The sequence below is a fragment of the Brevibacterium sp. JSBI002 genome (assembly GCF_026013965.1).
In the GTDB taxonomy this organism is placed as follows: Bacteria; Actinomycetota; Actinomycetes; order Actinomycetales; family Brevibacteriaceae; genus Brevibacterium.
Map to the genome: position 1 here is coordinate 3,715,980 of NZ_CP110341.1, position 25,699 is coordinate 3,741,678.

At 61.2% G+C, this 25,699-nt stretch carries 18 protein-coding genes and 1 pseudogene; 8 read left to right on the forward strand and 11 right to left on the reverse strand.

Annotation, left to right across the window (positions count from 1 at the left end):
* Positions 1-4 precede the first annotated feature (4 nt).
* The 3 genes from LJ362_RS16760 to LJ362_RS16770 all read right to left on the reverse strand — a co-directional run bounded on the left by LJ362_RS16760 (position 5) and on the right by LJ362_RS16770 (position 6,169).
* A complete protein-coding gene (locus LJ362_RS16760; protein WP_264800138.1) occupies positions 5-2,398 on the reverse strand; it encodes a transglycosylase domain-containing protein in 2,394 nt (797 codons plus the stop codon).
* Between the two features lie 480 nt (positions 2,399-2,878).
* Complete coding sequence (locus LJ362_RS16765) at positions 2,879-4,585, reverse strand: AMP-binding protein (protein WP_264800139.1); 1,707 nt, start codon at positions 4,583-4,585, stop codon at positions 2,879-2,881.
* 108 nt (positions 4,586-4,693) lie between these two features.
* Entirely contained in the window at positions 4,694-6,169 is a 1,476-nt protein-coding gene (locus tag LJ362_RS16770) for a CCA tRNA nucleotidyltransferase (RefSeq protein WP_264800140.1), read from the reverse strand.
* A 140-nt stretch (positions 6,170-6,309) separates the two neighbouring features.
* On the opposite strand from LJ362_RS16770, the gene LJ362_RS16775 reads away from it, so the two are divergent.
* The 7 genes from LJ362_RS16775 (at position 6,310) to LJ362_RS16805 (ending at position 16,174) form a co-directional block, all read left to right on the forward strand.
* Positions 6,310-6,798 (forward strand): NUDIX domain-containing protein, encoded by a 489-nt coding sequence (locus LJ362_RS16775; protein WP_092009772.1) that lies wholly within the window; start codon positions 6,310-6,312, stop codon positions 6,796-6,798.
* Positions 6,795-9,101, forward strand: a complete 2,307-nt coding sequence (locus LJ362_RS16780; RefSeq protein WP_264800141.1) for a DUF6049 family protein — start codon at positions 6,795-6,797, stop codon at positions 9,099-9,101. The genes LJ362_RS16775 and LJ362_RS16780 overlap by 4 nt, the downstream gene beginning before the upstream one ends.
* Positions 9,102-9,104: 3 nt before the next feature.
* Positions 9,105-10,724, forward strand: coding sequence for a murein biosynthesis integral membrane protein MurJ (murJ, locus tag LJ362_RS16785; RefSeq protein WP_264800142.1), 1,620 nt, complete (start codon positions 9,105-9,107; stop codon positions 10,722-10,724).
* A gap of 22 nt (positions 10,725-10,746) precedes the next feature.
* Complete coding sequence (locus LJ362_RS16790) at positions 10,747-13,356, forward strand: virulence factor MviN (RefSeq protein ID WP_264800143.1); 2,610 nt, start codon at positions 10,747-10,749, stop codon at positions 13,354-13,356.
* A gap of 149 nt (positions 13,357-13,505) precedes the next feature.
* On the forward strand, positions 13,506-14,492 hold the full coding sequence (trxB, locus tag LJ362_RS16795) for a thioredoxin-disulfide reductase (protein ID WP_181272181.1): 987 nt from the start codon (positions 13,506-13,508) through the stop codon (positions 14,490-14,492).
* A gap of 123 nt (positions 14,493-14,615) precedes the next feature.
* On the forward strand, positions 14,616-14,933 hold the full coding sequence (gene trxA, locus LJ362_RS16800) for a thioredoxin (RefSeq protein WP_039211718.1): 318 nt from the start codon (positions 14,616-14,618) through the stop codon (positions 14,931-14,933).
* A 152-nt stretch (positions 14,934-15,085) separates the two neighbouring features.
* Positions 15,086-16,174 (forward strand): N-acetylmuramoyl-L-alanine amidase, encoded by a 1,089-nt coding sequence (locus LJ362_RS16805; RefSeq protein WP_264800144.1) that lies wholly within the window; start codon positions 15,086-15,088, stop codon positions 16,172-16,174.
* 2,928 nt (positions 16,175-19,102) lie between these two features.
* Here the strand turns inward: LJ362_RS16805 and LJ362_RS16810 are convergent.
* The gene (locus tag LJ362_RS16810; RefSeq protein WP_264800145.1) at positions 19,103-20,299 is read right to left on the reverse strand and encodes a ParB/RepB/Spo0J family partition protein; all 1,197 of its coding nucleotides are present in this window, start codon (positions 20,297-20,299) and stop codon (positions 19,103-19,105) included.
* Here LJ362_RS16810 and LJ362_RS16815 point away from each other — a divergent pair.
* Positions 20,283-21,227, forward strand: a complete 945-nt coding sequence (locus LJ362_RS16815; protein WP_264800146.1) for a hypothetical protein — start codon at positions 20,283-20,285, stop codon at positions 21,225-21,227. The two genes, LJ362_RS16810 and LJ362_RS16815, sit on opposite strands and share 17 nt — an antisense overlap.
* On the opposite strand, the gene LJ362_RS16820 is transcribed toward LJ362_RS16815, so the two are convergent.
* From LJ362_RS16820 to rpmH, 7 genes and pseudogenes are all read right to left on the reverse strand, one after another.
* Positions 21,144-22,040, reverse strand: a complete 897-nt coding sequence (locus LJ362_RS16820) for a ParA family protein (RefSeq protein ID WP_139467600.1) — start codon at positions 22,038-22,040, stop codon at positions 21,144-21,146. The two genes, LJ362_RS16815 and LJ362_RS16820, sit on opposite strands and share 84 nt — an antisense overlap.
* A gap of 67 nt (positions 22,041-22,107) precedes the next feature.
* Positions 22,108-22,788, reverse strand: a complete 681-nt coding sequence (rsmG, locus tag LJ362_RS16825; protein WP_264800147.1) for a 16S rRNA (guanine(527)-N(7))-methyltransferase RsmG — start codon at positions 22,786-22,788, stop codon at positions 22,108-22,110.
* A complete protein-coding gene (locus LJ362_RS16830; RefSeq protein ID WP_264800148.1) occupies positions 22,781-23,338 on the reverse strand; it encodes a protein jag in 558 nt (185 codons plus the stop codon). The genes rsmG and LJ362_RS16830 overlap by 8 nt, the downstream gene beginning before the upstream one ends.
* 8 nt (positions 23,339-23,346) lie before the next feature.
* On the reverse strand, positions 23,347-24,300 hold the full coding sequence (gene yidC, locus LJ362_RS16835) for a membrane protein insertase YidC (protein WP_101546514.1): 954 nt from the start codon (positions 24,298-24,300) through the stop codon (positions 23,347-23,349).
* A gap of 132 nt (positions 24,301-24,432) precedes the next feature.
* The gene (gene yidD / locus LJ362_RS16840; RefSeq protein WP_264800149.1) at positions 24,433-24,789 is read right to left on the reverse strand and encodes a membrane protein insertion efficiency factor YidD; all 357 of its coding nucleotides are present in this window, start codon (positions 24,787-24,789) and stop codon (positions 24,433-24,435) included.
* Positions 24,773-25,138 carry a ribonuclease P protein component gene (rnpA, locus tag LJ362_RS16845; RefSeq protein ID WP_264800150.1) on the reverse strand — a complete coding sequence of 122 codons (366 nt, stop codon included), beginning with the start codon at positions 25,136-25,138 and terminating at the stop codon, positions 24,773-24,775. Before rnpA ends, yidD begins: the two co-directional genes overlap by 17 nt.
* 2 nt (positions 25,139-25,140) lie before the next feature.
* Positions 25,141-25,277 (reverse strand): annotated as a pseudogene (gene rpmH / locus LJ362_RS16850) (50S ribosomal protein L34).
* Positions 25,278-25,699: the final 422 nt, after the last annotated feature.

Genomic DNA, 25,699 nt, shown 5'->3' on the forward strand with positions numbered 1-25,699 from the left:
ACGATCAATCGCCTCCGAGGTCCGCAGCACCGCCACCGTCGTTGTCACCGGGTTTGGGCGGATTTGGGATATCAGGTGGATCCACGGGGTTCGGTTCATTGTCCCCAGGGGGGTCGCCGCCGTCTCCGCCATTGTCAGAGCCGTTATCGCCGCCGCCCGACGAACCGTCCTTCGAATCCTTACCGTCGGAGTCCTTCGAACCTTCGTCGGAGCCGTCCTCCGAGCCCTCTTCCTTGCCCTTTTCGTCGCCGTCCGAGTCTTTGTCCTTCTCGTCCTTCGGCGTCTCGATCGGAGCCTTGGTCTCCTTGTCCTCGTCTCCGTCGCTGTTGTCAGCGGGAGCCTTGGGCTCAGGTTCTTCCTTCGGCTCGGGCTTCGGAGCGGCCGGCTCATTCGTGTTCTTCGGCTTCGGCTTATCGGGAAGCTCGCCCCGGGCCGGGAACTGTTCGACCTTCTCACCCTGGAGGGCCTTCTGCATGTAGTCGGTCCACACCTGCACGGGGAACGAACCACCGGTGACCTCACCGCGACCGCCGAAGGAGCCGATAGACACGGACTTTCCGTCGACCTCGCGATAGAGCACGACCGAGGTGGCGAGGTTCGGTGTGTAACCGGAGAACCATGCGGCCTTGTTCTCGTTCGTCGTACCGGTCTTGCCGGCGGCAGGACGACCGAGGTTCTGGGCGTAGCTGCCCGAACCACCCTGAACGACCTGGCTCAGGGCGTACGAGGTCTCGGCACCAACTGCCTTGTCGAAGACGCGCTTGCCCTTGGTTTCGGCCTTGTACACTTCCTCGTCCTCGGCACCCTTCGTGACCTTCTTGATCGAGTGCGTCTCGTGGTGCACGCCGTTTGCCGCAAAGGTCGCGTACGCCGAAGCCATATCGATGGGCTTGACGCTGGGCGTACCGAGCACATTGGAGGGGTTCGGGGTCAGACCGATCGAGCAGCCGCCGGTATCCCCGGTCTTCATCTCCTTGTCGGTGCAGTTCTCGCTCAGACCCGCACGTTCGGCGACGTCGACAGTCTTGTCGGGCCCGACCTGCACGTTGAGTGCCGCATAGGCTGTGTTGATCGAGGACTGCGTCGCCTTGAGCAGGCTCACCGGGCCATAGCTTGAGCCGCCGAAGTTGCGCACCGGCCACGGCGTGCCGTCGTTGTTGAGCACCGTCGGGCTGGCACCGGGATAGGAATCGGTCAGCCTGACACCGTTCTCCAGACCTGCGACGAGCGCGAATGGCTTGAACGTCGATCCGGCCTGCACATGGCTCTGTGTCGAGGCGTTGAACGCCTGGTCGAGGTAGTTCTTACCGCCGTAGAAGGCTTCGATTCCGCCGTTGTCCGGGTCGATCGAGACGAGGCCGGCCTGCATTCCTTCGGGCTGGTCCTGGGGAAGCGTCTTGATGGCCTGCTCAGCGGCCTTCATCCGATCCTTGTCGAAGGTGGTGACGATGTTGTAGCCACCGCGGTCGAGCTGGGCCTCATCGATATCGAGCTTGCGCAGGGCTTCACGACGGACGAAGTCCCACATGTAGCCCTTCTGCCCGGACAGCGAGGATTCCTTGTTCTGCTTCCTCACTTCGGGCATCTCTACCTTGGCGGCCTGCTCCTCGGTGATGAAGCCTTCGTCGACCATGTTCTTGACCACGTAGTCGAAGCGGTCCTGATAGGCCTCGGGATTGTCCGAAGGATCGGCGGCACCCGGGCGCTGGATCATCGCGGCAAGCAGAGCGGACTCGCTGACATTGAGTTCCGAGGCCGGCTTGTCGAAATAGTTCTGAGATGCCACTTCGATTCCGTAGGAACGACGACCGAGGTAGATGGTGTTGAGGTAGTTCGCGAGGATCTCGTCCTTCGACTGCTGCTGGTCGATCTTGAGCGAGATGAACATCTCCTTGACCTTGCGATCAAGCGAATGCTCGTTCGTGAGGTAGAAGTTCTTCACGTACTGCTGGGTGATCGTCGAACCGCCACCCGCGTACTTGTTCGTGGCCACGCCGACGACAGCACGCGAGAGACCCTTGATGGAAATACCACGGTTCTCGTAGAACGAGGTGTCCTCGGCAGCGATCGCAGCCTTCTGCATGGGTTCGGAGATTTCATCGATCTCCACTGACTTGCGGTCCTCGACCTTGTACTGACCGATCGGCGTCTTGCCGTCGCTGTAGTAGATCGTCGAGGTCTGACCGGTGGCCTCGAGGTTCGGCTCGGGGATGTCCGTTGCAGCATAGCCGATGGCGAAAGCCACGCACAGAGCGATGACAAGGCTGAGCCCGCCGACTACGAGTACACGGATGCTCGGCAGGAAACGGGTGCATCCGCTCACACCCGCTCGCGGGTAGTTGAGCAGGTTCTTCGTATTCCTGCCGATGTTTTTGGCTGTGTGTTGTCCCTTAGCCACCCAAGGTCCTCCAGGTCAGTCAGCCTGCCGCAATGCGTGGCGACGAGGTCCGAAAAAGGTCAAAGACGCCAATCAGTCTCGCACGCATTCATTAGTAGAGGATGAAAAAGTGCTGAGCCTGACACCCTGCAGACACGCCAGGTTACCGAACCGTTCTCAGAGTAACCCCGCATTCGGCATCTCACCAGGCATTTTACTTGACTGCGGGAGAATCAACCGTGACGAGTGCGTGTTTGCTCACATTCAAACGTCTGCCCGCAGATCAGTCTTCGCCGCCACAAGTCCGTCACCAGCCAAGGCACCTCGACCATGCGCGCGTACCTTCTCGTTCATGCATGCGCGTACCTTCTCGTTCATGCATGCGCGTACTTTTCCGCAGGTGCCGCCAGCCGCGACGCCTCGTTCAAGCGGCCCAGCGCTTCGCCGCACGTGTACGGGCTGAAAAGTGCTGTGCTGCTTGAACGAGAGTCGCGGAGCCGCTCAGCTCTTGAGGTCGAAGTCCGTATCGGCGTACTCGTTGCCCTCGACGACAGGTTCGCCGCTGAACGGATGCAGCTGGTCTTCGCGGGCCCGCAGCTCGACGCGACGGATCTTGCCGGAGATCGTCTTCGGCAGCTCGGCGAACTCGAGGCGTCGGATGCGCTTGTACGGTGCCAGGTGCTCACGGCAGTAGGTGAGGATCGACCGTGCTGTATCGGCATCGGCAGCGAACTTGCTCGAGACGACGACATACGCCTTGGGCACAGCCAGTCGCACCGGATCCGGCGAGGGCACGACGGCCGCCTCGGCGACGGCCTCGTGTTCGATGAGCACGCTTTCGAGTTCGAAGGGGGAGAGACGGTAGTCGCTGGCCTTGAACACGTCATCGGCGCGACCGACATAGGTGATGTAGCCGTCCTCATCCCGGGATGCCACATCACCGGTGTGGTAGACGCCGCCTTCGAAGGCCTCTGCGGTCTTCTCCGGGTTGCTCCAGTATCCGGTCGTCAGGCCGATGGGTCGGGGATCGAGGCGCAGGCAGATCTCGCCCTCGTCGCCTTCCTCACCGGTCGCCGGGTCGATGAGCACGACATCGAATCCGGGCAGAGCCTTGCCCATCGAACCGTATTTGAGCTCCTGATCGGGAGAGTTGCCGATCTGCAGAGTCGACTCGGTCTGACCGAACCCGTCGCGGATGAGCACACCCCATTCGCTGTGAACGCGGTCGATGATCTCGGGATTGAGGGGTTCACCGGCGCCGAGAGCCTTCGTCGGAGGGTTCTTCAGGTGGCTGAGGTCGGCCTGGATGAGCATGCGCCACACGGTCGGCGGGGCACAGAAGCTCGTCACTCCCACGCGATCCATCGTCTCCATGAGGGCGTTGGCGTCGAAGCGGGAGTAGTTATAGAGGAAGACGCATGCCTCGGCGATCCACGGGGTGAAGATATTCGACCAGGCGTGCTTGGCCCACCCGGGCGAGGCGACATTGAGGTGGACGTCGCCGGGCGTCAGGCCCATCCAGTACATCGTCGAGAGATGACCGACGGGGTAGGAGACATGCGTGTGGGCGACCATCTTCGCCTTCGATGTGGTTCCCGAAGTGAAGTAGAGGAGCATCAGGTCATCGGCGCGGGAGGTGCCTTGAGGGTCGAATTCGGTGCTCTCATCATCGGCATCGGAGTAGCTGTAGTCCTGCTGGCGGGTGGGTTCCCCGCCGACGACGATGCGCACGACTTCGACATCGACGTCATCGAACTTCGCCGCATCCTCGGCGCCGGCGACGACGAACTCGGCCTGCCCGCGCTCGGCCCGGTCGGTGAGGTCGATGGGGCCCAGCTGCGTGGTTGCCGGCATGAGCACGGCACCGAGCTTGATGCCTGCGAGCATCGTCTCCCACAGCTCGACCTGGTTGTTGAGCATGACCATGACATGGTCGCCGCGCTTGACTCCGGCCCGGCGGAGATGATTCGCCACCTGGTTCGACCGGGCGGAGAGCTCCGCGAAGCTCCACTTGCCCTCAGAGCCGTCCTGCTCGACGATCCACAGAGCCGGCTTGTCGTTGTTCACGGCGATCTTGTCGAACCAGTCGAGTGCGAAGTTGAAGTGTGTGAAACGCGGCCATTCGAATTGTTCGCGGGCGGCCTCGTAATCGCTGCGGAGCTCGATCAGCTTGTCTCGGGCAGCGCGGAACTCCTCGGTCACTGTCATTGTGGTCTCCTCACCTTTCGCCACCGTCACATCATGTGACGTCACACACAAATCTAGACGATTACGAAGGTATCAGCACTGATCAGCCTGTGAGCAGGCGGGGGTCGGTCACTGTCCGTGGGACTCCCACCAGGAGCGCAGCTCCGCCTCGGCGCGTTCGGGTCCGAGCGGTCCGTGCTCCATCCTCAGCTCGAGCAGATGCTTGTACGCCTTGCCCACCAGCGGTGATGGTTCGATATCGAGGATCGCCATGATCTGCTTGCCGTCGAGGTCCGGACGGATCGAATCGAGCTCCTCCTGTTTCGCCAGGGCCTCGATGCGCTCTTCCAGGTCGTCATAGGCGAACGCGAGCCGATCGGCCTTCCGCTTGTTCCGGGTGGTCACGTCCGCGCGGGTGAGGATGTGCAGCCGCGAGAGCAGCCGTCCCGCGTCGGTGACATAGCGGCGCACCGCCGAATCCGTCCACCCGGCATCGCCGTAGCCGTAGAAGCGCAGATGCAGTTCGACGAGGCGGCCGACCGCCTTCGTCGTGTCCTTGTCGAAGCGCAGCGCCTTCATCCGCTTGGCCGTGAGCTTCGCACCGACCGCATCGTGATGGTAGAACGTCACGGCACCGCCGGGCTGGAAGCGCCGAGTGGCGGGCTTGCCCACATCGTGCATGAGCGCGGCGAAACGCACGACGAAGTCCGGCACGCGGAGGCGCTGTGGATCGTCGTCGGCCATTCCGGCCTCCTCTTGAGCAGCGGCATACCGGCTCTCGAGTTCGACGGCCTGACGCAGCACGGTCAGCGAATGCTGGTAGACGTCCTTGTGCCGATGATGCTCATCGGTCTCGAGCTGCAGTCCGGACACCTCGGGGAGGACATGGTCGGCGATTCCGGTGCGCACGAGCAGGTCGATTCCGGCGACCGGATCGATGCCGGTGATGAGCTTGACGAGTTCGACCTGGACGCGTTCGGCGGAGATGATCTCGATCCGATCGGCCATCGCCGTCATCGCCTCTTCCACCTCAGGCACGGGGTCGAGCCCGAGCTGAGAGGTGAACCGGGCCGCGCGCATCATCCGCAGCGGATCATCGGAGAACGAGTCCGCGGCGGCCCCGGGGGTGCGGATGCGACCGGCGATGAGGTCATCGAATCCCCGATGCGGGTCGACGAAGGTCTTCGAGGGCAGCCGGATCGCCATCGCCCCGATCGTGAAGTCGCGGCGGACGAGGTCGGCGTCGAGGTCCGTTCCGAAGGCGACAACAGGTTTGCGCGAGTCCTCTTCATAGGCTTCGGCACGGTAGGTCGTGATCTCGATCTGGACGCCGGACTTCACGGCTCCGATGGTGCCGAATTCGCGTCCGATGTCCCAGTGCGTGTCGACCCAGTCAGAGATCAGCCCGAGGATGTCGTCGGGGTGGGCGTCGGTGGTGAAGTCGAGGTCGGGCATGGGGCGACCGAGCAGCGCGTCACGGACGGAACCGCCGACGAGGGCGAGTTCGAAACCGGCTGAGGAGAACCTCTGACCCAGCGGGCCGAGGATGTGCTCGAGTTCGTCGAGCTTGTCGTGCAGTCGGTTGTGCGCGGTCTGCGGATCCACCGAGCTCCTTCGGTTCTTCAGATTTCTGCTCTTGCCCGTGGGAACTCGCCTCCCGCGGCCAGGCGCGAGTTCCGGTCCCCATAAGACTACCGGGAGCCGATGACACGAAACTTCCAAGCTTCGCCTACTAAGGTAGGAGAATGACCACACCGATGCCCAAGCCGGGACCCCGCACGTCCCGCCGCACCACAGTGGAGGAGATCTCCGCCGGTGGCATCGTTGTCGACTTCTCTCATCCGAAGCTGGCCGTGGCCGTCATCGCGCGCATCAATCGCGCCGGCCGGATCGAATGGTGCCTTCCCAAGGGACATCTCGAGGGAACTGAGACTCCCGCCGAGGCGGCCCGCCGTGAGGTCGAAGAGGAGACCGGGATCGCGGGGCAGATCATCTGTCCCCTGGGAACCGTCGACTACTGGTTCACCGTGACCGGAATCCGGATCCACAAACTCGTCCACCATTTCCTGCTGCGTGCACAGTCGGGGACTCTGACCGTGGATAATGATCCTGACCAAGAAGCGATCGATGCGGCGTGGGTGCCCTTCAATGACCTGCGTTCGCGACTCTCGTTCGCCAATGAGCGCCGAATCGTCGCCGCCGCCCGACCGATGGTGTCCCGACTGGAGCAGTGAAACCCATTCCCATCCGCCGACTGCGATTCCTCACCGCCCTGCTGAGCACGCTCCTGCTGCTCGCAGGGCCGGTTTTCGCATACCCACTGCTCGATGCCGCCCCGGCCGCTGCCAGCACCGATGCGAAGACCGACGCGGACACCGATGCGAAGAAGGACGAGGTCTCGATCACCCTCGACGAGGTGACTCCCTGGGTCGATGACAATGGCACGCTGACCGTGCGGGGAACGATCTCGAACACGACGAAGAAGGCGGTCGAGAAGCCGAGCCTGAGTCTGCAGATGTCGACTCGCAAGCTCGATTCCGAATCCCGCCTGACTTCCTGGAAGCAGGGACAGGCACGGCACCGCACCGTCGCCGATCTCGAACATGACGGAACCGAAGCGAGGAAGAAGGCGAAGAAGGACAAGGACGCCGATGACTCCTCGGAGAGCACTCTCGACACCTCGTTCGACGACACCATCGATCCCGGCGCCACCGCAGAGTTCACTTTCCGTGTGCCCGCCGATGACCTCGACCTGAGCACGTCCTCACCCGTGAGCACATGGGGGCCACGGGGGCTGGCGGTCCAACTCGGCGACGACACCGGTCTGCGAGCCTCTGCCCTCGGCTTCACCACGTGGTACCCGGATCCGGAGTTCGATCAGACGAAGATCAGCCTGCTCGCTCCCGTCACCCTGCCCGGCCATTCCGAGGGCGGACTCATCCCTTCCGACCGGCTCGATGCGGCCATCGCCGAAGGCGGTTCGCTCGACACGATCGCGAAGCTGCTGGAACACAAAGAGCTCGCTCTGGCGATCGACCCGCGAATCATCGCTTCCTTCGAAGCCGCGATTGCCGAACCGCCTCCCGCCGACGCACCGGAGGAGACCGAAGAGCCCGACGGGGAGAACGGTGAGGAGACCCAGTCACCACCGGTCGGGGCACCGGAGAACGATGACTCCGATTCCAGCGGCGCCGACCTCGAAGCCGCGGAGAAGCAGCGCAAGCGCCTCGATTCCTGGTATCAGGACTTCGTGGAGGCTGCACAGAAGCACACGGTCGTCGCTCTGCCCTATGGCGATCCCGATCTCAGTGCCCTGCGCGGGACGAAGATCGACCGACTGAGTTCCTTCGCTCAGAAACAGCGCGAGATCGTGGGGGACGTCTTCCCTGATGCCCGCACGGACATCGCTTGGCCGGTTGCCGGAAGTGCGACGAAGAACGGGCTGCGAGCGCTGAAGAAGTCCGGCAATTCCACCGCGATCATCAGCGATGGTCAGCAGCCCTCGATCACCGGCATCCACGATGATGCGCATTCGCAGACGACGATCACCGATGACGGGGAGTCGACGATCGACACTCTCATCTCCGATACGAAGCTCACGGACATGAGCGCCGAGGCGATCGCCGAGGACAACCCGGCCGGGGCACTGTCCGAGCTCGTCGCGGAGTCTGCGGTGATCCAATCCGAGGCTCCCTACCGCACCCGCAGCCTGTTCGTTCCGCTCCCACGCGCGGCCGCCTCGGCGAATTGGGAACAGACCGTCGAGGAGCTGAGCTCGGCACCGTGGATCGCTCCCACCGGGGTCGACAAGATCCTCGATTCCAGTACCGAGGCTCGCGGACTGCTGCGCACGGATTCCGACGCTCCGCACATCCGGAAGAGGGCCGTGAAGTCGCTGGCCGAGACCCGGGCGAACCAAGAGGACTTCAACAGCGTCTTCAGTGACCGTGACAGTGCCGATATCCGCCTTGACCGCGAACTCCTCACCTGCACCTCGGCGGCGTGGACCCTGGGCCGGAACGCGAACATCTGCGCCGGTCAGGCCCGCGAGCAGAGCGAGAACCTTATGGACAGCCTGCACCTGCGCAAGGGTTCGTCCGTCCTCCTCGTCACCGGCGAGAAGACGACGATTCCGGTCACGATCGTCAATGAGTCCCCCGCCGAGGCGACCCTGCGGATCCGAATGAAGCCGAACACTCCGCAGCTGCGGGCCCAGGAGACGGAGACCGTGAAGGTGCCTGCCGCGGAGACGATGCGTGTGGACGTGCCCGTCGAGGGCCTCGCCAACGCCGATGTGCCGACGACGATCGAGATGGTCACCGCCGACGAGGTGGTCCTGCCCAAGCAGGAATCACTCATGGTGCGGGTCCGCGCCGATTGGGAGAACATCGGCACCGCTGTGATCGGATTGGCACTGGCCGTGGTGTTCGTCATCGGCCTGATCAAAACCATTTCCCGCGGGCGACCGAAGATCCCCGAACAGCAGCTGGCCGATGCGATGGCCCGCGCCAAGACCGACGACCCCGAAAAGAGGTAGAGCGTGTCCAGCTTCTCATCCCTGGCCCGGTCCTCGGCGATAATGACCGCCGGCACCATGACCTCGCGTGTGCTCGGCTTCGTCAAAGCCTCGATGCTGGCCACCGCGATCGGCGTCACCGCAGTTCAGGCCGATGCCTTCGACATTGCGAACAAGGTGCCGAACACGCTCTACATGCTGCTGGCAGGCGGCGTGGTCAATGCTGTGCTCGTCCCGCAGATCGTGCGTGCCTCCAAACGAGAGGACGGCGGTACCGACTTCACGAATCGGCTGCTGACGCTGTCTTTCCTGCTCCTCGCGGGCGTGAGCATCATCGCCACCGCCGCGGCTCCGCTGCTGGTCTGGCTCTACTCGTCGGGGTGGAGCGATGAGCAGATGGCGCTGGCCACCGCCTTCGCATTCTGGTGTCTGCCGCAGCTGTTCTTCTACGGTCTCTATACGCTGCTCGGCCAAGTGCTCAATGCGAAATCGTCGTTCGGCCCCTATATGTGGGCACCCGTGCTCAACAACGTCGTCGCGATCGCCGGTCTCGCCGCTTTCATCCTCATCTTCGGCACGAACAACGCCTCACCGCACGATCTCGACACCTGGTCCCCGGACAAGATCGCCCTCATCGCGGGCACGGCCACCCTCGGCGTCGCGGCACAGGCCCTCATCCTCATCTGGCCGCTCAAGCGGATCGGCTTCAAGTACAAGCCGACCTTCGGGTTCCGCGGGGTCGGTCTCGGCACGGCCGGAAAGGTCGCGTTCTGGACGTTCTCGGCCATGCTCATCGGTCAGATCGGCTTCCTCGTCATCTCCCGCGTCGCCTCGGGGGCGTCGATCCCCGGCGACGGAAACGCCTCGAACGCCGCATATACGACCGCCTACCTCGTCTTCATGCTCCCGCATTCCCTCATCGCGGTCTCTCTGGCCACGGCTCTGTTCACCTCCCTGGCCAAGGACGCAGCGAACAATGACACCGAGGCCGTCGTCGGCGACTTCTCGATGGGCGTGCGGATGGTCGGCTTCGTCAACTCCTTCGCCGCCGTGGCCTTCATCGTCCTCGCCACCCCCGTCGCAATGATCATCGCCGGTGAGGGACGGGAGCAGGCCACGGCCATCGGACTGGTCATCATCACGATGGTCTTCGGGCTCATTCCCTTCAGCGCGAACTACCTCGCGCAGCGGGTCTTCTACGCCTACGAGGACGCGAAGACTCCGTTCCTCATCCAGCTGCCGCAGATCATCTTCCAGTCCCTGGCGGTGATCTCGGCGACGATCTTCCCCAAGTCGGTGACGGTGGCGATCATCGGCCTCGTCATGAGCCTCGGGTACCTCATGGCGATGATCATCTCGTTCGCGGTGCTGAAGAAGCGCCTCGGCGCCATCGATCTGCGGGAGATCCTCACTTCGCATCTCAAGTTCCTCCTCGCAGCGATCGTCGCCGGAGGAGCAGGGTTCGGTCTGCTCTACTTCTTCCCGGACTTCGCCTTGGCAGGACGGTGGCAGGCGTTCATCACCACGGCCGTCGTCGGCACCGTGATGCTCCTGTTCTTCATCGGAGCTTGTTATTTGCTCAGAGTCAGAGAGTTGCATTCGATTATTGGCGTGGTAGCTGGAAAACTAAGGAAAACAGCCTGAGCCCCGTCAATCCCCACCGGAGGTGGTCGCCCTGATCGATATCGAACCCGGCATGGTGGTGGCCGGCCGTTATGTCGTATCGACCGTCGATCGCCGATGGCTTCCCGAAAAGCCCGAGGTCGGTGCCGTCTGCACCGGACTCGATGCGATCCTTGACGAACCCGTGCTCATCCTCGTCGCCGATGCCGATGGGTCCAACGACGTCCTCGAAGCCGCCCGCCGCGTATCGATCCTCGGCGACCCGCGAATCGCCCCGACGCTCGACGTCGGTCATTCCAACGGGCTGGACTACATCGTCATCAAGCGCATCGCGGTGACGCCATTCAACCAGATCCTGCCGCGTTCGCCGCTGCCCGTCGATGCCGCGTGCGCGCTCATCGGAGAGGTCGGATCGGCCCTCGTGACCTCGGCCAGGCGGGGCCTGTTCCATATGTTCCTGCGGCCGAGCGTGGTCGGTCTGACCTCGAAGGGTGCGGTGGTCATCGCGGGCATCGGCATCGATGCGGCACTGGCGCTGGACACCGGGCTCGTCGAGCAGAAGGACTACACTCCGACGAAGGCGTCACGGCGGGACGCCCTGGCTCTCGTTCAGCTCTTCTACACGGCTCTGACCGGGTTCTGGCCGGGTGAGGAGCCATTCGACGGCATTCCTCCTGCGGAGAAGGAGAATGCCCGAATCGCCCGGGCGCAGGCGCTCAACCCCGAAGTCCCTGACAGACTCGATGATTTCGTCAGCGGAATCATCACGGGTTCGGATCCCGGCCCGGGTTCGGTCGCCGAAGTCCTCGGCTACATCGACTCCTGGGATCCCGAACTGCTGCGCTACGTCAATCGTGCTCCTGTCGCGGAGAACGAGCACCTGTTCGATCAGTCGCCGCGCAGCTTCGATGAAGCCACCAGCCTGCCCGCACCTCGTTCGAAGACCATCGGGCCCGGTCCTGACGGTTCGGCCAGCGCGAGTGAAGATCAGGTACAGGCCGCCCTCGTGCGTATCGGCATCACCCGTCCCGGCACTCGGGGGTTGGCTGCCGGAGTGGTCGGACACAGCACCGGCCGGTACGCCGACCGGATGCAGATGCGCGAAGCTTCGAGCTTCCCGATCGCCAAGGAACAGCTCGACAGTGCCGCCCAGGACTGGGAGGAATGGCAGCCGGAGCAGACGTATTCGGAGTATTCGGAGTACGCAGAGCACGAATACGACGAGAACCTCACGACCCCGATCATGAGCCGGGACGACGATTCGGATCCCGATACTCAGGCACTCGAGATCGTCCCAGAGAACGATGACGAGGGTGATGAGAACGATACCCGCGTGATCATGGACGACGAGGATGAGGACGACGGGTCCTGGTTCCTCGGCGGTATGTTCGAAACCAACGAGCAGCAGCGGGAACATCAGCGACGCGAGTATGAACGCGAACGTCGGATCGCGAAGGCCAAGGAGGACGAGGCGCGCAGGCGGCTTGCCGCCTTCGAGGCGAGTTCGACCGCCCGTCAGCAGGAAGCCAATGCTGCCGCCCCGCCGAAGGAGATGCGCCGGCTGTCCCCGGACTCCGTTGACGATCGCAGTGCAGTCGACAACCGGAACACCGGTGGTGAGTCCCGCGCCGAGGCGGCTGAGGGCTCCGAGTCTGTGCGCCCTGCTGAGCGCAAGGCCGGGAAACCGCGCCAACAGCACAGCGATTCGACCGGTGCAGCCCAGGCTGGTTCTGTGAAGAACCGAAACAAGGCTGCCGGGACAGCAGGTGCCGCGGCAGCAGGCATTGCCGGTGCTGCCTCGGCGGCGGGCGCTGCCGCAGGGACCGGTGCCAATGCCCGAGCCGACAAGCCCGGTGCCGGCGGCTCTGCCGGGGCAGGCAACGGTGCAGCGAAGTCCTCCGGTGCAGCGAAGTCCTCCGGTTCAGCGGCTTCGAGCTCCGCACCCGCAGCTGCCTCGGCCACGGCAGGGGGTACCGGCGCTGGTGGCAGCGCGGCTTCCGGCGGTGCACGCAGCGGTTCGGGTGGAACAGGTCCCGACGAGCGTGATCCAGCTGCCACTCGGAAACCCTTCCTGTGGCTGGTTCTCGGCCTCGCGGTCGTTGCCGCAATCGTGCTCGGCATCGTCATCATCGGCTTCAACTCGGGAGACGAGGAGTCCACTCCGGTCTCTGAGACGTCCACAGCGAGCGAGCAGCCGACGAAGAAGGAAGAGAAGAAGACTCCGAAAGCCGATCCTCCGAAGATCAAGACGGTCGAATCCCTCGACCCCGAAGGCGACGGATCGGAACACGACAGTGAAACCGAGAACGTCATTCCCAAGACCGAAGGGTCATGGAATACCGACCGGTACAACTCGGCGAGCTTCGGCAATCTCAAATCCGGTGTCGGTCTGCTCTTCGAGTTCGAGGACGAGTCCACCATAAGCAAGGTGAAGGTGGCGTCGGGGAACTCCGGAGGCAAGTTCGAGATCCGTGACGGGGACGACCCCGAGGACGCGAAGGTCATCGGCGAAGGCGTCTTCGATGCCGACGGTGCCGTCACCGTGGAGTTCGATGAAGAGGTCAAGACGGACAAGCTCATCCTCTGGGTCACTGAACTTCCGCAGACCGACGGCGGCTATAAGGCCACCATCAGTTCTGTGAAGTTCTTCTGAACCGACCAGCAGTTCCTCGTACCCTGATGCCGGACAGGATGCGGGTGCGGAATAGTCCGCGGCACCGTACCGTTATAGATACGAACGTCATTTCGCGCGGCACTCCGCGGCGCGCTGAGCACAGCAGATAGAAGCAGGGAACTTTTCACATGACTGATACTCAACTGGTGATCATCGGATCGGGGCCGGCCGGTTACACCGCGGCCGTCTACGCGGCCCGTGCGAACCTCTCGCCGGTCGTCATCGCAGGATCGGTGACCGCAGGCGGCGAACTGATGAACACCACCGACGTCGAGAACTTCCCTGGATTCCCCGCCGGTGTGCAGGGGCCCGAACTCATGGAGAGCATGCGAGAGCAGGCTGAGAAGTTCGGTGCCGAGGTCATCTACGACGATGTCGAGACCCTCAAACTCAACCCGGGTGCCCACGAGATCGAGACCGCTCTTGGGTCGCGTTACACAGCCAAGGCCGTGATCCTGGCAACGGGTTCGGCATACCGCGAGCTCGGACTGCCCAACGAAAAGAAGCTCTCCGGGCACGGAGTCAGCTGGTGCGCCACCTGTGACGGATTCTTCTTCCGTGATCAGCACATCGCTGTCATCGGCGGCGGCGACTCCGCACTCGAGGAGGCCACCTTCCTCACCCGCTTCGCGTCCAAGGTCACGCTGGTCCACCGTCGGCAGGAGATGCGTGCTTCGCAGGCCATGCAGGACCGCGCGAACGCCGATGAGAAGCTCGAGTTCCTCCTCGACTCCGAGGTCGCCGAAGTCCACGGTGAAGATTCCCTCACCGGGCTGACCATCCGCAACACCGTCACTGGGGAGACCTCAGAACTGCCGGTGACCGGCATGTTCGTGGCTATCGGTTCCGACCCGCGCACAAGCCTGTTCGCCGATCAGCTCGAGATGCGCGCCGACGGGTACCTCAGCGTCGACGGTCGCACCTCGAAGACGTCTGTCGAGGGCGTCTTCGCAGCAGGCGACGTCATCGACTCGGTCTATCGTCAGGCCATCACTGCTGCCGGTTCGGGCTGCTCGGCCGCCCTCGACGCCGAACATTACCTCGGTGACCTCGAAGCTGCTTCAAAGCCCGCCATGGCGGAGGCAGCAGTGGCCGAAGCCTCAGTCGCTTCCTGATCCCGAAACGCCCGCTCGTATCGCTGCGCTTGACAGCACAGCGGGCCGAGCGAATAGGCCCGGGAATGAAAGACCCAGCTCCACTGTTCTGATAGAGACATCCGTTGTGAAGGAAGGTTACTCATGTCGACAGAAGTCACTGATGCCACGTTCGAAGAGAACGTACTGAAGTCCGACAAGCCCGTACTCGTCGATTTCTGGGCTCCTTGGTGCGGTCCCTGCCGTATGGTCAGCCCCATCGTCGACCAGATCGCCGAAGAGCACGGAGACAAGCTCAACGTGGTCAAGGTCAACACTGACGAGAATCTCGAGACCGCAAGCACCTATGGAATCACCTCGATTCCGGCGCTGTACGTCTTCAAGGACGGCGAAGTCGCCAAGACCATCATCGGCGCACGTCCGAAGCCCGCTCTCGAGGATGAGCTCTCCGACTTCATCTGATCGAGTTCTAAGGCGCCTGTTGTAGTATCAACGGGCGCCTTAGGCATTTCTGAGCGCCGCTGAACACTGACCCTCGAAACGCATCATCGACGATTGGCACCGCATTGACGAACACGAACTTACCGCGCTATTCGCGCGGCGACATTTCCGAGATGCTGCCCAATATCAAAGCTCAGATGGCCCGTTTGGGGCTCCATGTCGGTGATACCGAGACCGCGGACTTCGATCGAGCTTTCGAGTTGGGTGTCCGGCAGTTCCAGCAGGATCGGGGGATCCTCTGCGACGGCGTGTTGGGCCCTGAGACGTTTTCTGCGTTGGAGCAGGCTCGATATCAGTTGGGCGACCGCGTGCTCCGATTCGACCCTGTCAGAGTGCTGACAGGTGATGATGTCGTCGACCTCCAGACCAAGCTAGCCGGCCTCGGCTTCTATCCGGGTCGTATCGATTCCGAGTACGCGTCTCTGACCGAGACGGCAGTCAAGGAACTGCAGATGAGTTTGGGCACGAAGGTCGACGGTGTGACGGGACCGCAGACCCTGCGCGGTCTCAACGCGATCGACCGCAACCAGGACACCGGCAATCTCTTCGCGCTACAGGAGCGTGCACGCGTGGCGGCTTCGGGTACGTCTCTCGTCGGCCGCACCTTCGTCATCGAGGCAGCAACTACAGTTGTAGATTTCCAGACACTGCCAATGACAGATGAGCAGTCGGCCCTCGAGCGTCAGATCACTCTCGATATCGCAAGCCGCCTTGTCGGTCGTTTGGAAGCCATCGGGGCAGGAGCTCTACTCCTCGAAGGCGACGCCGTCGAAGTCAATCGCGCGGATACCCTCGGCGCATCTGCGGTCATCACCGTCACCGCGGATGTCAGCAGATCCAAGGATGCCAACGGACTGGCAACCTTCTACTTCGGTCACGAACGACAGTCGGACCTGAATTCGCCGACGGGGCAGAAGCTCGCAGAGCTCATCCAAGGAGAACTGGTCGCACGGACCGGAATGCTCGACTGCCGCACGCATGCGCGCACATGGTCATCACTCAAGCGACTGAAGACACCGAAGGTGCATGTCGTCAGCGGTTACCTCACCAACCAAGACGATCTCGAGAACCTCCAGGATCCGCACGTGCGAGACGCGATTGCCGACGGCATAGCCGCTGCACTCCAGCGCCTCTACATTGTGGAGGACAAGGATCCTCAGACCGGCACTCTCAGTCTCGATGCCATCAAAGCACTGAACTAGTAAGCCAGCTTCTACGACCATCTTTGCAGAGCCGTGTTCCTTGAGCGGGAGCACGGCTCTTCGCACGCCGGTCTAGAACCTCTGAGAGCAGACCACGGACGACTGAAGACTCACACGCGGCACTCCCTCCAAGCACCCAGGACGGGTTGATTCACCTCCGAAAGAACACATGCCACTGCCACCGGCAGTTCCGCCCGTCCACTGCCCAGCGGGTGGGTCGAACTAGATCGACCCAGCACCATGTGCCCGCGAGCCAGCACCGTAGGCCCGGTACCCAGCACGATCGGGCCCACCGTGATATGTTCACGTGAAACGGCGCCTGAAGCAGACTTCAACCAGGCACATCACCCGAACCAAACTGGGCTTCCGCTGAGAAGTGAGCCGCTCTGATGCCAGCCTGCTATTCAAAACCATCGCCCACGCCCCCGTGCGCTTTCGCAGCGAGCATTCGCACAGGCGGGGTGGCAGTCTCACCACCACCGACAGAGAATAGTTCCAGTACATTTGCTTTGTTTTACGTGAAACCATTTGGACTCTCCGCGTTAATAGGGCCAATGAAGGCACCAACACCACGTAAGAGAACTGGCGGACACCAGCGCATCCGTATGGAATCACAACAACCCCGCGATGCGCTCCTAAACCAATCTCGGTGGCACTTGCCCACGGACTTGCCCAGCACCCGATCCAGCGCCATCTCTGCGAATGAGCGACCTGATAACGCAACCGAAAGCCGCAGCCGAATATGCTCTCACTCGGCACATCGAGATGACACGCATACGGGGTTAAGTACTCTCTGCTTCACACCTAACCCAAAGAGACCTCGCGTGCATTCTCGCTCAGCTGCAAAGCGGCGGTGGAATTGCCTCGACCTTCTCCTGGGGAGTGGGTCGTTTCACGTGGAACATCGGTATCCAGATTCAGCCGGTGCCGGTAGTTGCCCCGTGCGTGAAAGAAGAGAGTACGTCCTCACCTCTAACCGGCCGGCGACAGCGACAAACGACCTAACCCACCCGCATATGTCATATGTTCTTTTCGAAACGAACAGGCATTCTCCCGTCAGGCGGCTGCACTAGCCGGCGTCGATACGGTCTTCGGCAGAGAACGTTTCACGTGAAACGGAATCTCTACTTGAAAACAATCGAAAGCATCTCACCCCACGGGTGGTCATCACTTTGTCTGAGTAGGACTGATCATAGACCAGACAACGACAAAACGAACATTTCTTCGTCTCGCCACGAATGGCGAAGGCCAAGCCCACAGACAACGCGAGACGGCGTTAAAACCGCGAAAGCGTTACAACTTGGTACGACAGACCCGGCAACACAGAGTAACTGTAGCACCGGCAACAGTGACGAACTGAATACCCAAGCGCCGTAATAGCGACGCAGAACCGCTTCTTTCAAGTGTCTCCCATCAACATACAAAACGTCTGGGCTTGCTCGACTAAAACCCAGTTTCACGTGAAACATTTGCCACAGGACTGTTTCATCACGTGCCGAAGTACGCTGAATGAGCCGATAACGTCTGAAGCACCATCTGAGTCGCTACCTCCTGGAATCAGTTCGTCATTTCAAATACGCTCACCGGATGCAGTGGACCTCGGGCCCGAGGAAAGATGCTCTTGACGAGTATCCGTGGACACTACGACAGCGATCAACTGCAGTCAGCCATTGAATTGACACTAAAGTGCAGACAGCAGCATTGATCCGTAGCAGTCCGTGCGAGTCGCCAATGTGGCCCAAAGAAGTGACGCCGATCTAGGAGTTCGATCCTATCCAGTCTTGTTTCACGTGAAACACCACTTACGCTCTTGTCGTTCCAATTCGACTAGCCCAGAAAAATCACCGGGTCACATTTGACGCAGTATAAAGTTTGTACTCACGACTATCCGCTATCCGGCTGAACTCATAAGCACGATACCGGTTCTTATCCCATGCCGACTAGCAGTCTTCCAGCCGCAGGACGCGACCTCAACGACGCGGACCGAGGCCTCTAGAAGCCCTTCTTTAGCGTCGGAATTGTGGGTGAACCATTCTCAATAAGGAAAAGTCGAGGGCTGAGTATCCGAAATCGCTAACCACCTGGACGCGGAGCGTGTCGTGCGATTCGCTGCCCTGTTAGTAGTCCGGTTAGGGCATCGCGGACGCAATCACCACTGCCTACGCAACGCAACAACGGTTCACGTGAAACATGGGCATGTCAGGCATGCCAGCAGAGAACGACCTCGGCACACCAGCATGAACGTGCCCCGTTTCGGTGTAAGCAGCTTCTGCAGGGGTTGACATGTGTTCGGAACTGCAAGCCCCTACTGCATAGCAGTGACCGCGGCGCGTTTCACGTTAAACAGCGACGAATTCCCGGGCTCAGGCCTAAGCTCCACCAAGTACTCCTACTCGTTTCAAACCGGAATATTGCCGCTCCAGTCGAAGTTCCGACTACCGATCCGACTCTCCTGTTTCACGTGAAACAAGTCCTAAGGTAACGGAATCCTCCGACAAAACCAGCATTGAGGCGGATACAGACACTCTACCCACTCCTACGGGGGAGGGCCGTCCGCTAACCACGCATATTGACAGTGGAGCTTCGCATCGAGCGAGCCCTCACCTAATGGACGTAGAAACCACCGCTATTGACGTTCATATTGCCAATCTCCTCAGTATTCCGAGTGTGTTGGCCAGAATTGGCGAATATGATTCCAACGACATCGTTTTGTGGGAGAGGAGTCGGACAGCAGCAAGCATTAAGACCGTTTCACGTGAAACGGTGGCGCCGTCGGCGGATCAGCGAAGACCTACCCGGAGAATATCGGTAGTGACGTTCCATCGCCTTTTCCATGGAAACTCACACACTGTCTCGGGCACCGTCCGCGAGAAAAAGCCGGGCTTCAGGGAATCACCCCGAAGCCCAGCTTCACCTATTGCATTCCGTTCAGAGTGCGTCCTCATGCGAGATTCCCAACAGACCGAGAATACGGTCGAGATCCTCTTGATTCGCAAACTCCACACTCAGCTTGCCTTTGCGTTTGCCAACAGAGATGTTCACTTTGGTGTCGAGACGATCGCCCAAACGTTCAGCTACCGCGAGGAACTCCGGGGCTACCTTCGTCGTTGCACGTGAAACATTGATCGAATCACCTCGGTTGAGCAATACGACGGCTTCTTCCGATGCCCTGACGGATAGACCCTCTGCAACGATTCGCTGTGCTAGCACTTCCATATGTTCGGGATCGCGCAGGCCAAGAATCGCTCGAGCATGACCGGCCGAAATGACCCCGGCAGCCACCCTCCTCTGCACCAGAGGAGGCAGACGCAACAGTCGCAGGGTATTGGAGATCTGAGGACGAGAACGTCCAATCCGTTCGGAGAGTTCTTCCTGTGTGCATCCGAAGTCCTCGAGCAACTGCCCATAGGCCGCTGCCTCTTCGAGTGGATTGAGTTCCGCTCGGTGTAAATTCTCCAGAAGCGCGTCACGGAGGAGGTCTGTGTCTTCGACATACCGGATGATTGCCGGAATCGTCGACAGACCAGCGTCTTTCGTCGCGCGAAGACGCCTCTCACCCATGATGAGCTCGAAGCGCGAGCGGTCGCTCGGCTTCTGCCTAACGACGACGGGCTGAAGGACACCAATCTCACGAATGCTGTGGACCAGTTCAGCCAGCAGATCTTCATCAAAGACCGTTCGCGGCTGCCTGGGGTTCGCATCGATGAGATCGACGTCAATCTCACCGAATTCGGTATCCGGAATCGACTCGACGCCGTTATAATCCTCGAGATCGGCCTCATCGGCGGTCTCCACCGATTCGGATTCTCCGGACTCTTCAGATGAGGCTGATGTGCTCGTCCGCGCATCGGTTTCGGAAGTTGTCGAAGTATCTGATCCCGAGGTCACCCCCGGACGACTCTCGTCTTCAGCATCCATTGACTTAGATGTAACTACAGTCGTAGTGGAGGCCTGCTCGTCAACTCCACTGAGTTCGGACTGGTCTCTTTCATCCGCCTCGTTGTCATCATCGCTTCGACCAGACGACGTGTAAACTCCCGGATGCGTTTCGCGAACATCATCCTCGGCCGACGCGGCTGCGGCGGACTCTGAGGACTCAGAGTCATTGATGAAGTCAGAGCTCACGTCGACCGACTCATTGCCGGTCAGCTGGGCCGAACTGGATTCAGCAGACGAGCTCGCCGCTGGAGTCTCCACTTCGCCTGAGCCCGTTGCTGGAGTCTCCACTTCGCCTGAGCCCGTTGCTGGAGTCTCCACTTCGCCTGAGCCCGTTGCTGGGCCAGAAACCGAGTCGGATGACGATGTCTTCCGCGTCGAACTTTTCGGCGCTGCAGACGCCTTCTCTGTGCTCTCAACTGGGGAAGCAGAGGACGGACGGGAGCGCGGCGGAGCAGAAGACCCAGCCTTCGTCTTAGTTGACGTCGATTTAGCGCCAGCAGAAGTTCTGGAGGAACCGCTCCCGGTTGGCTTCTGTGCAGTCGCCTTCGATGCGTTCGACTTCGCCGTCGATGCCTTCGTTCCCGTCGTCTTGGAGGTCGCCGTCTTCGTCCCTATCGACTTAGAGGCAGTGGACTTAGAAGCGGTCGATTCAGAGGCGGTGGACTTCGACCCCGCGGGCTTGGACGCAGAAGTCTTGGCCGACGTGGACGACGCACCCTTGGTCGTTCCCGATTTTGTCGCCCCGGACTTCGAGGACGCTGTCTTCGAGGCAGCTGCCTCAGTCTCGGTATCTGCACCGGAAGTCGTGGAGGTCGAGCGAGTTGACCCGGATGCCTTCGGCTTGCGTCGTCGGGAGGACTGCATCGACGCAGCTGGGTCCGTGCGCGCGGTGCGTGACGTCTTCGTCTCGCCCTCGTGTTTGCCGTCTTCCGAGTTCCCGCCTGAGAAGAACACATCGACCGGACGATCATTGGAGTTCGCGTCGGGGATCAATGCTCCGAGCCCGCGCCCCAGGCCCCTCTTTTTGCGTTCAACCACGACTTACTCCTCGATTCGCAATTTCTTCGGCGGCTTCCCGATAGGACAGGGCACCGCTGGAATGTGGGTCATATGAGATCACGGTCTGGCCATAGCTCGGTGCTTCGGAAATCCTCACCGAACGCGGAATGGCAGTACCGAGGACCTGCTCCGGGAAGTGAGTGCGCACATCCTCAGCGACCTGAGCACTGAGGTTCGTCCGTCCGTCATACATCGTCAGCAGAATCGTCGTGATCGCCAATTCGGGATTGAGGTGCTTCTGGATGAGCTGGATGTTCTTCAGCAGCTGGCTGAGGCCCTCGAGTGCATAGTATTCACACTGGATCGGGATGAGGACTTCGCGAGCGGCCACGAATGCGTTCACCGTCAGCAGACCGAGGCTGGGCGGGCAGTCGATGATGATGTAGTCGACGCGATCTCCCGCTGCTTCCTCCTCCTTGAGGTAGATGCCCAAGGCACGCTGCAGTCGCTGTTCACGCGCGACGAGTGACACGAGTTCGATCTCCGCGCCGGCAAGATCGATGGTGGCGGGCACGCACTTGAGAGTGTCGAAGTCCGGACACTGCGCCACAGCCTCGCGCATCGGAACGTCATCGATGAGGACGTCGTAGATGCTCGTGACCTCGGAATAGTGATCGATCCCCAGGGCGGTGCTCGCGTTTCCCTGCGGATCGATGTCGATGAGCAGGACGTTGAGCCCCTGATTGGCCAGGGCAGCTGCGATGTTCACCGCCGTCGTGGTCTTTCCGACGCCACCCTTCTGGTTCGCGATCGTAAAGATACGGGTCGAGTCCGGCCGTGGAAAGGTTGTCTGCGACAGTCGATCCGCACGCCGGTTGTCCCGTGCAATCGCGGCACCAATGGGAGACGACTCATCCATGATCGGCATAGGGCGCACTCCATCATCCATCGGTTTCACAAGGCTCTGATCCAGCCTAGACCAACTCTACTTCGTACTATTTCTTGACGATCTCGACGACACGACTCGGGACCTCGAGGATGCCGCCGCCATCGACGACGTGGATCTGAGGTTGGGACAGTCGATATCGCTTGATCAGTTTCTTCGCCTTGACCAGCTCGCCTTCGACTGAAGCTCCCTTGAGGGCGAGGATCCGGCCCCCGGGGCTGATCACCTCGCGGGTCCATTCGATGAGAGTCGTCATCGCCTTGACCGCGCGTGCGGTGATGACCGTGAACATCTCCTCGTCGACGAGTTCCTCGACGCGTGCACGCACGATTCGCACATTCTTCAGGCCCAGATCGTCGACGACCATGTTCAGCCATTCGACGCGGCGCTCCATCGGTTCGATGAGTACGATCTTCGCCTCGGGGCGCATCAGTGCGATCGGAATACCCGGCAGCCCGGCGCCGCTGCCGACATCACCGACGACATCATTCTCATTGATGTGTTCGGCAACCACAGCGCAGTTGAGGATGTGCCGGGTCCACAGTCGATCGACCTCGCGCGGTCCGATGAGACCCCACTCTATTCCGGTGGTGGCCAGGTGTTCGGCATACCGCTGCGCGGCAGGATAAGCCGCACCGAAGTACTCTTCGGTGCCGGCCGGAGGCGTCTCCATCTCCGCTGCCGTCGACTCGTTCGAGAGGTCGGTGTCGTGCTCAGGCTGATCAGTCATCGGCGAGCCGGATGACGACATGACGACCGTCGCCCTCACCCTCGGACTGCGAGGCCAGACCGGCGCGTGCAGCTTGGTCATGGATGATCTTGCGCTCGAAGCTGTTCATCGGCTTGAACGCGAACTCCTCGCCGCCGTCCTTGACTTCGGCAATCGCGCGCTTGGCCTTCTTGATCAGCTCTTCTCGACGGCTGTTCCGGAAACCGTCGATATCAAGCATCAGCCACGACCGCTGACCGGTCTGAGTCTGCACCGCCAGACGACTGAGTTCCTGAAGCGCACCGAGGGTGCGGCCCTCACGGCCGACCAGGGTGCCCAGGTTGGAGTCCTCGTCGTCTTCGCAGACGATGGACAGCTGTGCACGGCCGTCGGCGACATCAATATCGATATCGCCGTCGATATCGGCCAGATCCATCAGCTCTTCGAGGTAGTCCGCGGCGATCTCGCCCTCTTCTTCGAGGAGTTCGGCGCGGCTCTGCTTCGGCGAGGTCTCCTCCGGAGTCTCTTCCCGTGTCTGTTCGGAGGTCTCGTCGATCTTCTCTTCGGTCATGTCTGTCCTCAGCGCTTCTTGTTCTTTTTACGGTTCTTGCTCACGGGTTGCTGCCGCTGGCCGCTCTTCTTCGGGGCCTCCTCGGTGACGGTCGATCCCTTGAGCTCGTCCTGCTTCACAGTCTTGCCCTTGCGAGCCTTGCGCTCAAGCATCTCCTTCTCGGCCTTCGAGCCGGGAGCGGGCATATTGCGGATGACCATGTGCTGCTGGGCCATCGTCCAGGTGTTCGAGACCAGCCAGTAGATGAGGACACCGAGCGGGAAGTAGATTCCGCCGATGCCGAAGACGAGAGGCATCACGTAGAGCAGCATCTTCTGCGACTGCATCATCGGGTTGGCCATTGCCGACTCCGACATGTTCTTCGCCATCATCTGCTTCTGCGTGATGAACATGGTGGCGGCCATGATGACGATGAGGACACCTGTCAGCAGCTTGACCGCAAAGCCCGGGTCGGTGAAGACCGCCGAAAGGCTGATGCCGAAGATCGAGGACTGCTCGGCCTGGATCGCCAGCTGCTGTGTGAAACCGCCGATGGCTCCGACGTCACCGGAAGCGACTTTCGGCATGTTGTGGATGACGCGGAAGAGCGAGAAGAAGATCGGCATCTGCACGAGCAGCGGCAGACACGATGCCCACGGGCTCGTCTTGTTGTCGCGGAACAGCGCCATCTGCTCTTCGGCCATGGCCTGGCGGGAGTATTGGTCCTTCTTGCCCTTGTACTTCGCCTGCAGGCGCTGGATCTCCGGCTGCAGCAGCTGCATCTTGCGCTGCGACTTGATCTGGTAGACGAAGAGAGGGATGAGGAGAGCACGGATGACCACGGTCAGTCCGGCGATCGAGAGCACCCAGGTCCAACCGCTGTCGGCTTGGAGACCGATTGCGGTGAAGATCTCGTGGAAGATCGCGAGGATCCAAGCAACCACCCACTGCAGCGGGTAGAGCAGCTTGTCCATCCAGTCCATTCAGTTCTCCTCGTTACACCGATTCTTGCGCGAAGTTCATTTTGCCATTGTTCACAGGTCTGCGCGACACGACGTGTGCCCCGAGGCAGTCCGCATCTTCACGCTCGTGCGCGGACTGCAAGTTCAATATGTTCAGGTGTCTGCCTGACCGCGGTGGATGGTCTTCGACCTGGCCTCCCGCGCCGAGCCCGGCACATGGTCGACACCTCCGTGCGACCACGGATTGCAGCGCAGTATTCGCCACCCAGTTAACACCACGCCCTTGAGAACTCCGTGTATCTCGAACGCCTCGAGACCGTACATGGAGCAGCTGGGATAGTAGCGACACACTTGGCCGTAGAGAGGTGAGATCACGATCCGATAGGCGCGGATGAACCAGACGAACGGCATCCTCGGTCCGATCAGGACGATCCAGCCGAGTGTCGGCCAGAAACCTGCCGGCCGGCGGGGCACCTCGGAGGCATGCTTCAGATCATGCTCGGCGTCCACGACGTTCCAGCTTCTTCTCTGCCTTGACCAGCAGCTCGTCGACCTCGGCGGATAGAACGGCGAAGTCGGCCTGTGCGGCATGCGGCAGCGCCCGGATGACGAACAGATCTCCTGCTCTCAGCTCACCGAGCCGCGCACGCATGATCTCGCGCAGGCGGCGTTTGGTGCGGTTGCGCACCACGGCATTTCCGACGGCCTTGGATACGATGAAACCCACGCGTGCAGCGTGGGTATCATCGGTGTCTCTCAGGCTGTGCGCCATGAGATGCTCTGTGCGCACCCGGACCCCGGCTCTGAAGATTCGTCTGAAGTCTTCGCCGCTGCGGATCCGATGTGCCGCGTCAAGCATGCTCAGGCCGAAATGTCGGAACGTCCCTTGCGACGACGTGCAGCCAGGATCGAGCGGCCGCGCGGGTGCGCATACGCAGACGGAAGCCGTGCTTCTTGGCGCGCTTACGGTTATTGGGCTGGAATGTACGCTTGCTCACTTCAGTCTCCGATTTCTAGGTTGCGGGTGAACGCCGGTGCGTTCTCACAAAAAACGGCGGTACGAGTCTCGACCGCCGAGCACTCCTGTGCATAAGAGCCAAAAGATAATCAGGATAATCGGATGAAGCCCGGTACACAGGACACTCCATCTTAGCGAGGCGGAATCGAACCGGTCAAACGGGATCCGCATGTTTCACGTCACGCTCGCCCGAAATTCATCGCCGTTCGCGTTCGCGTCATCAAGGCTCATCCACAAGTCACACCCATGTAGTTTTCCACAAGCTTATCCACGAGTGTGGAGATTCACTGGGCTGAGTCGGCACTGGTCCACATTCTGTGGAAAACTATGTGGAAGTCATGCACAGGTGTGGATCACGCCAGAACGAATTTTTTTGAAAGCTGAGGAAATGTGACGGTGACG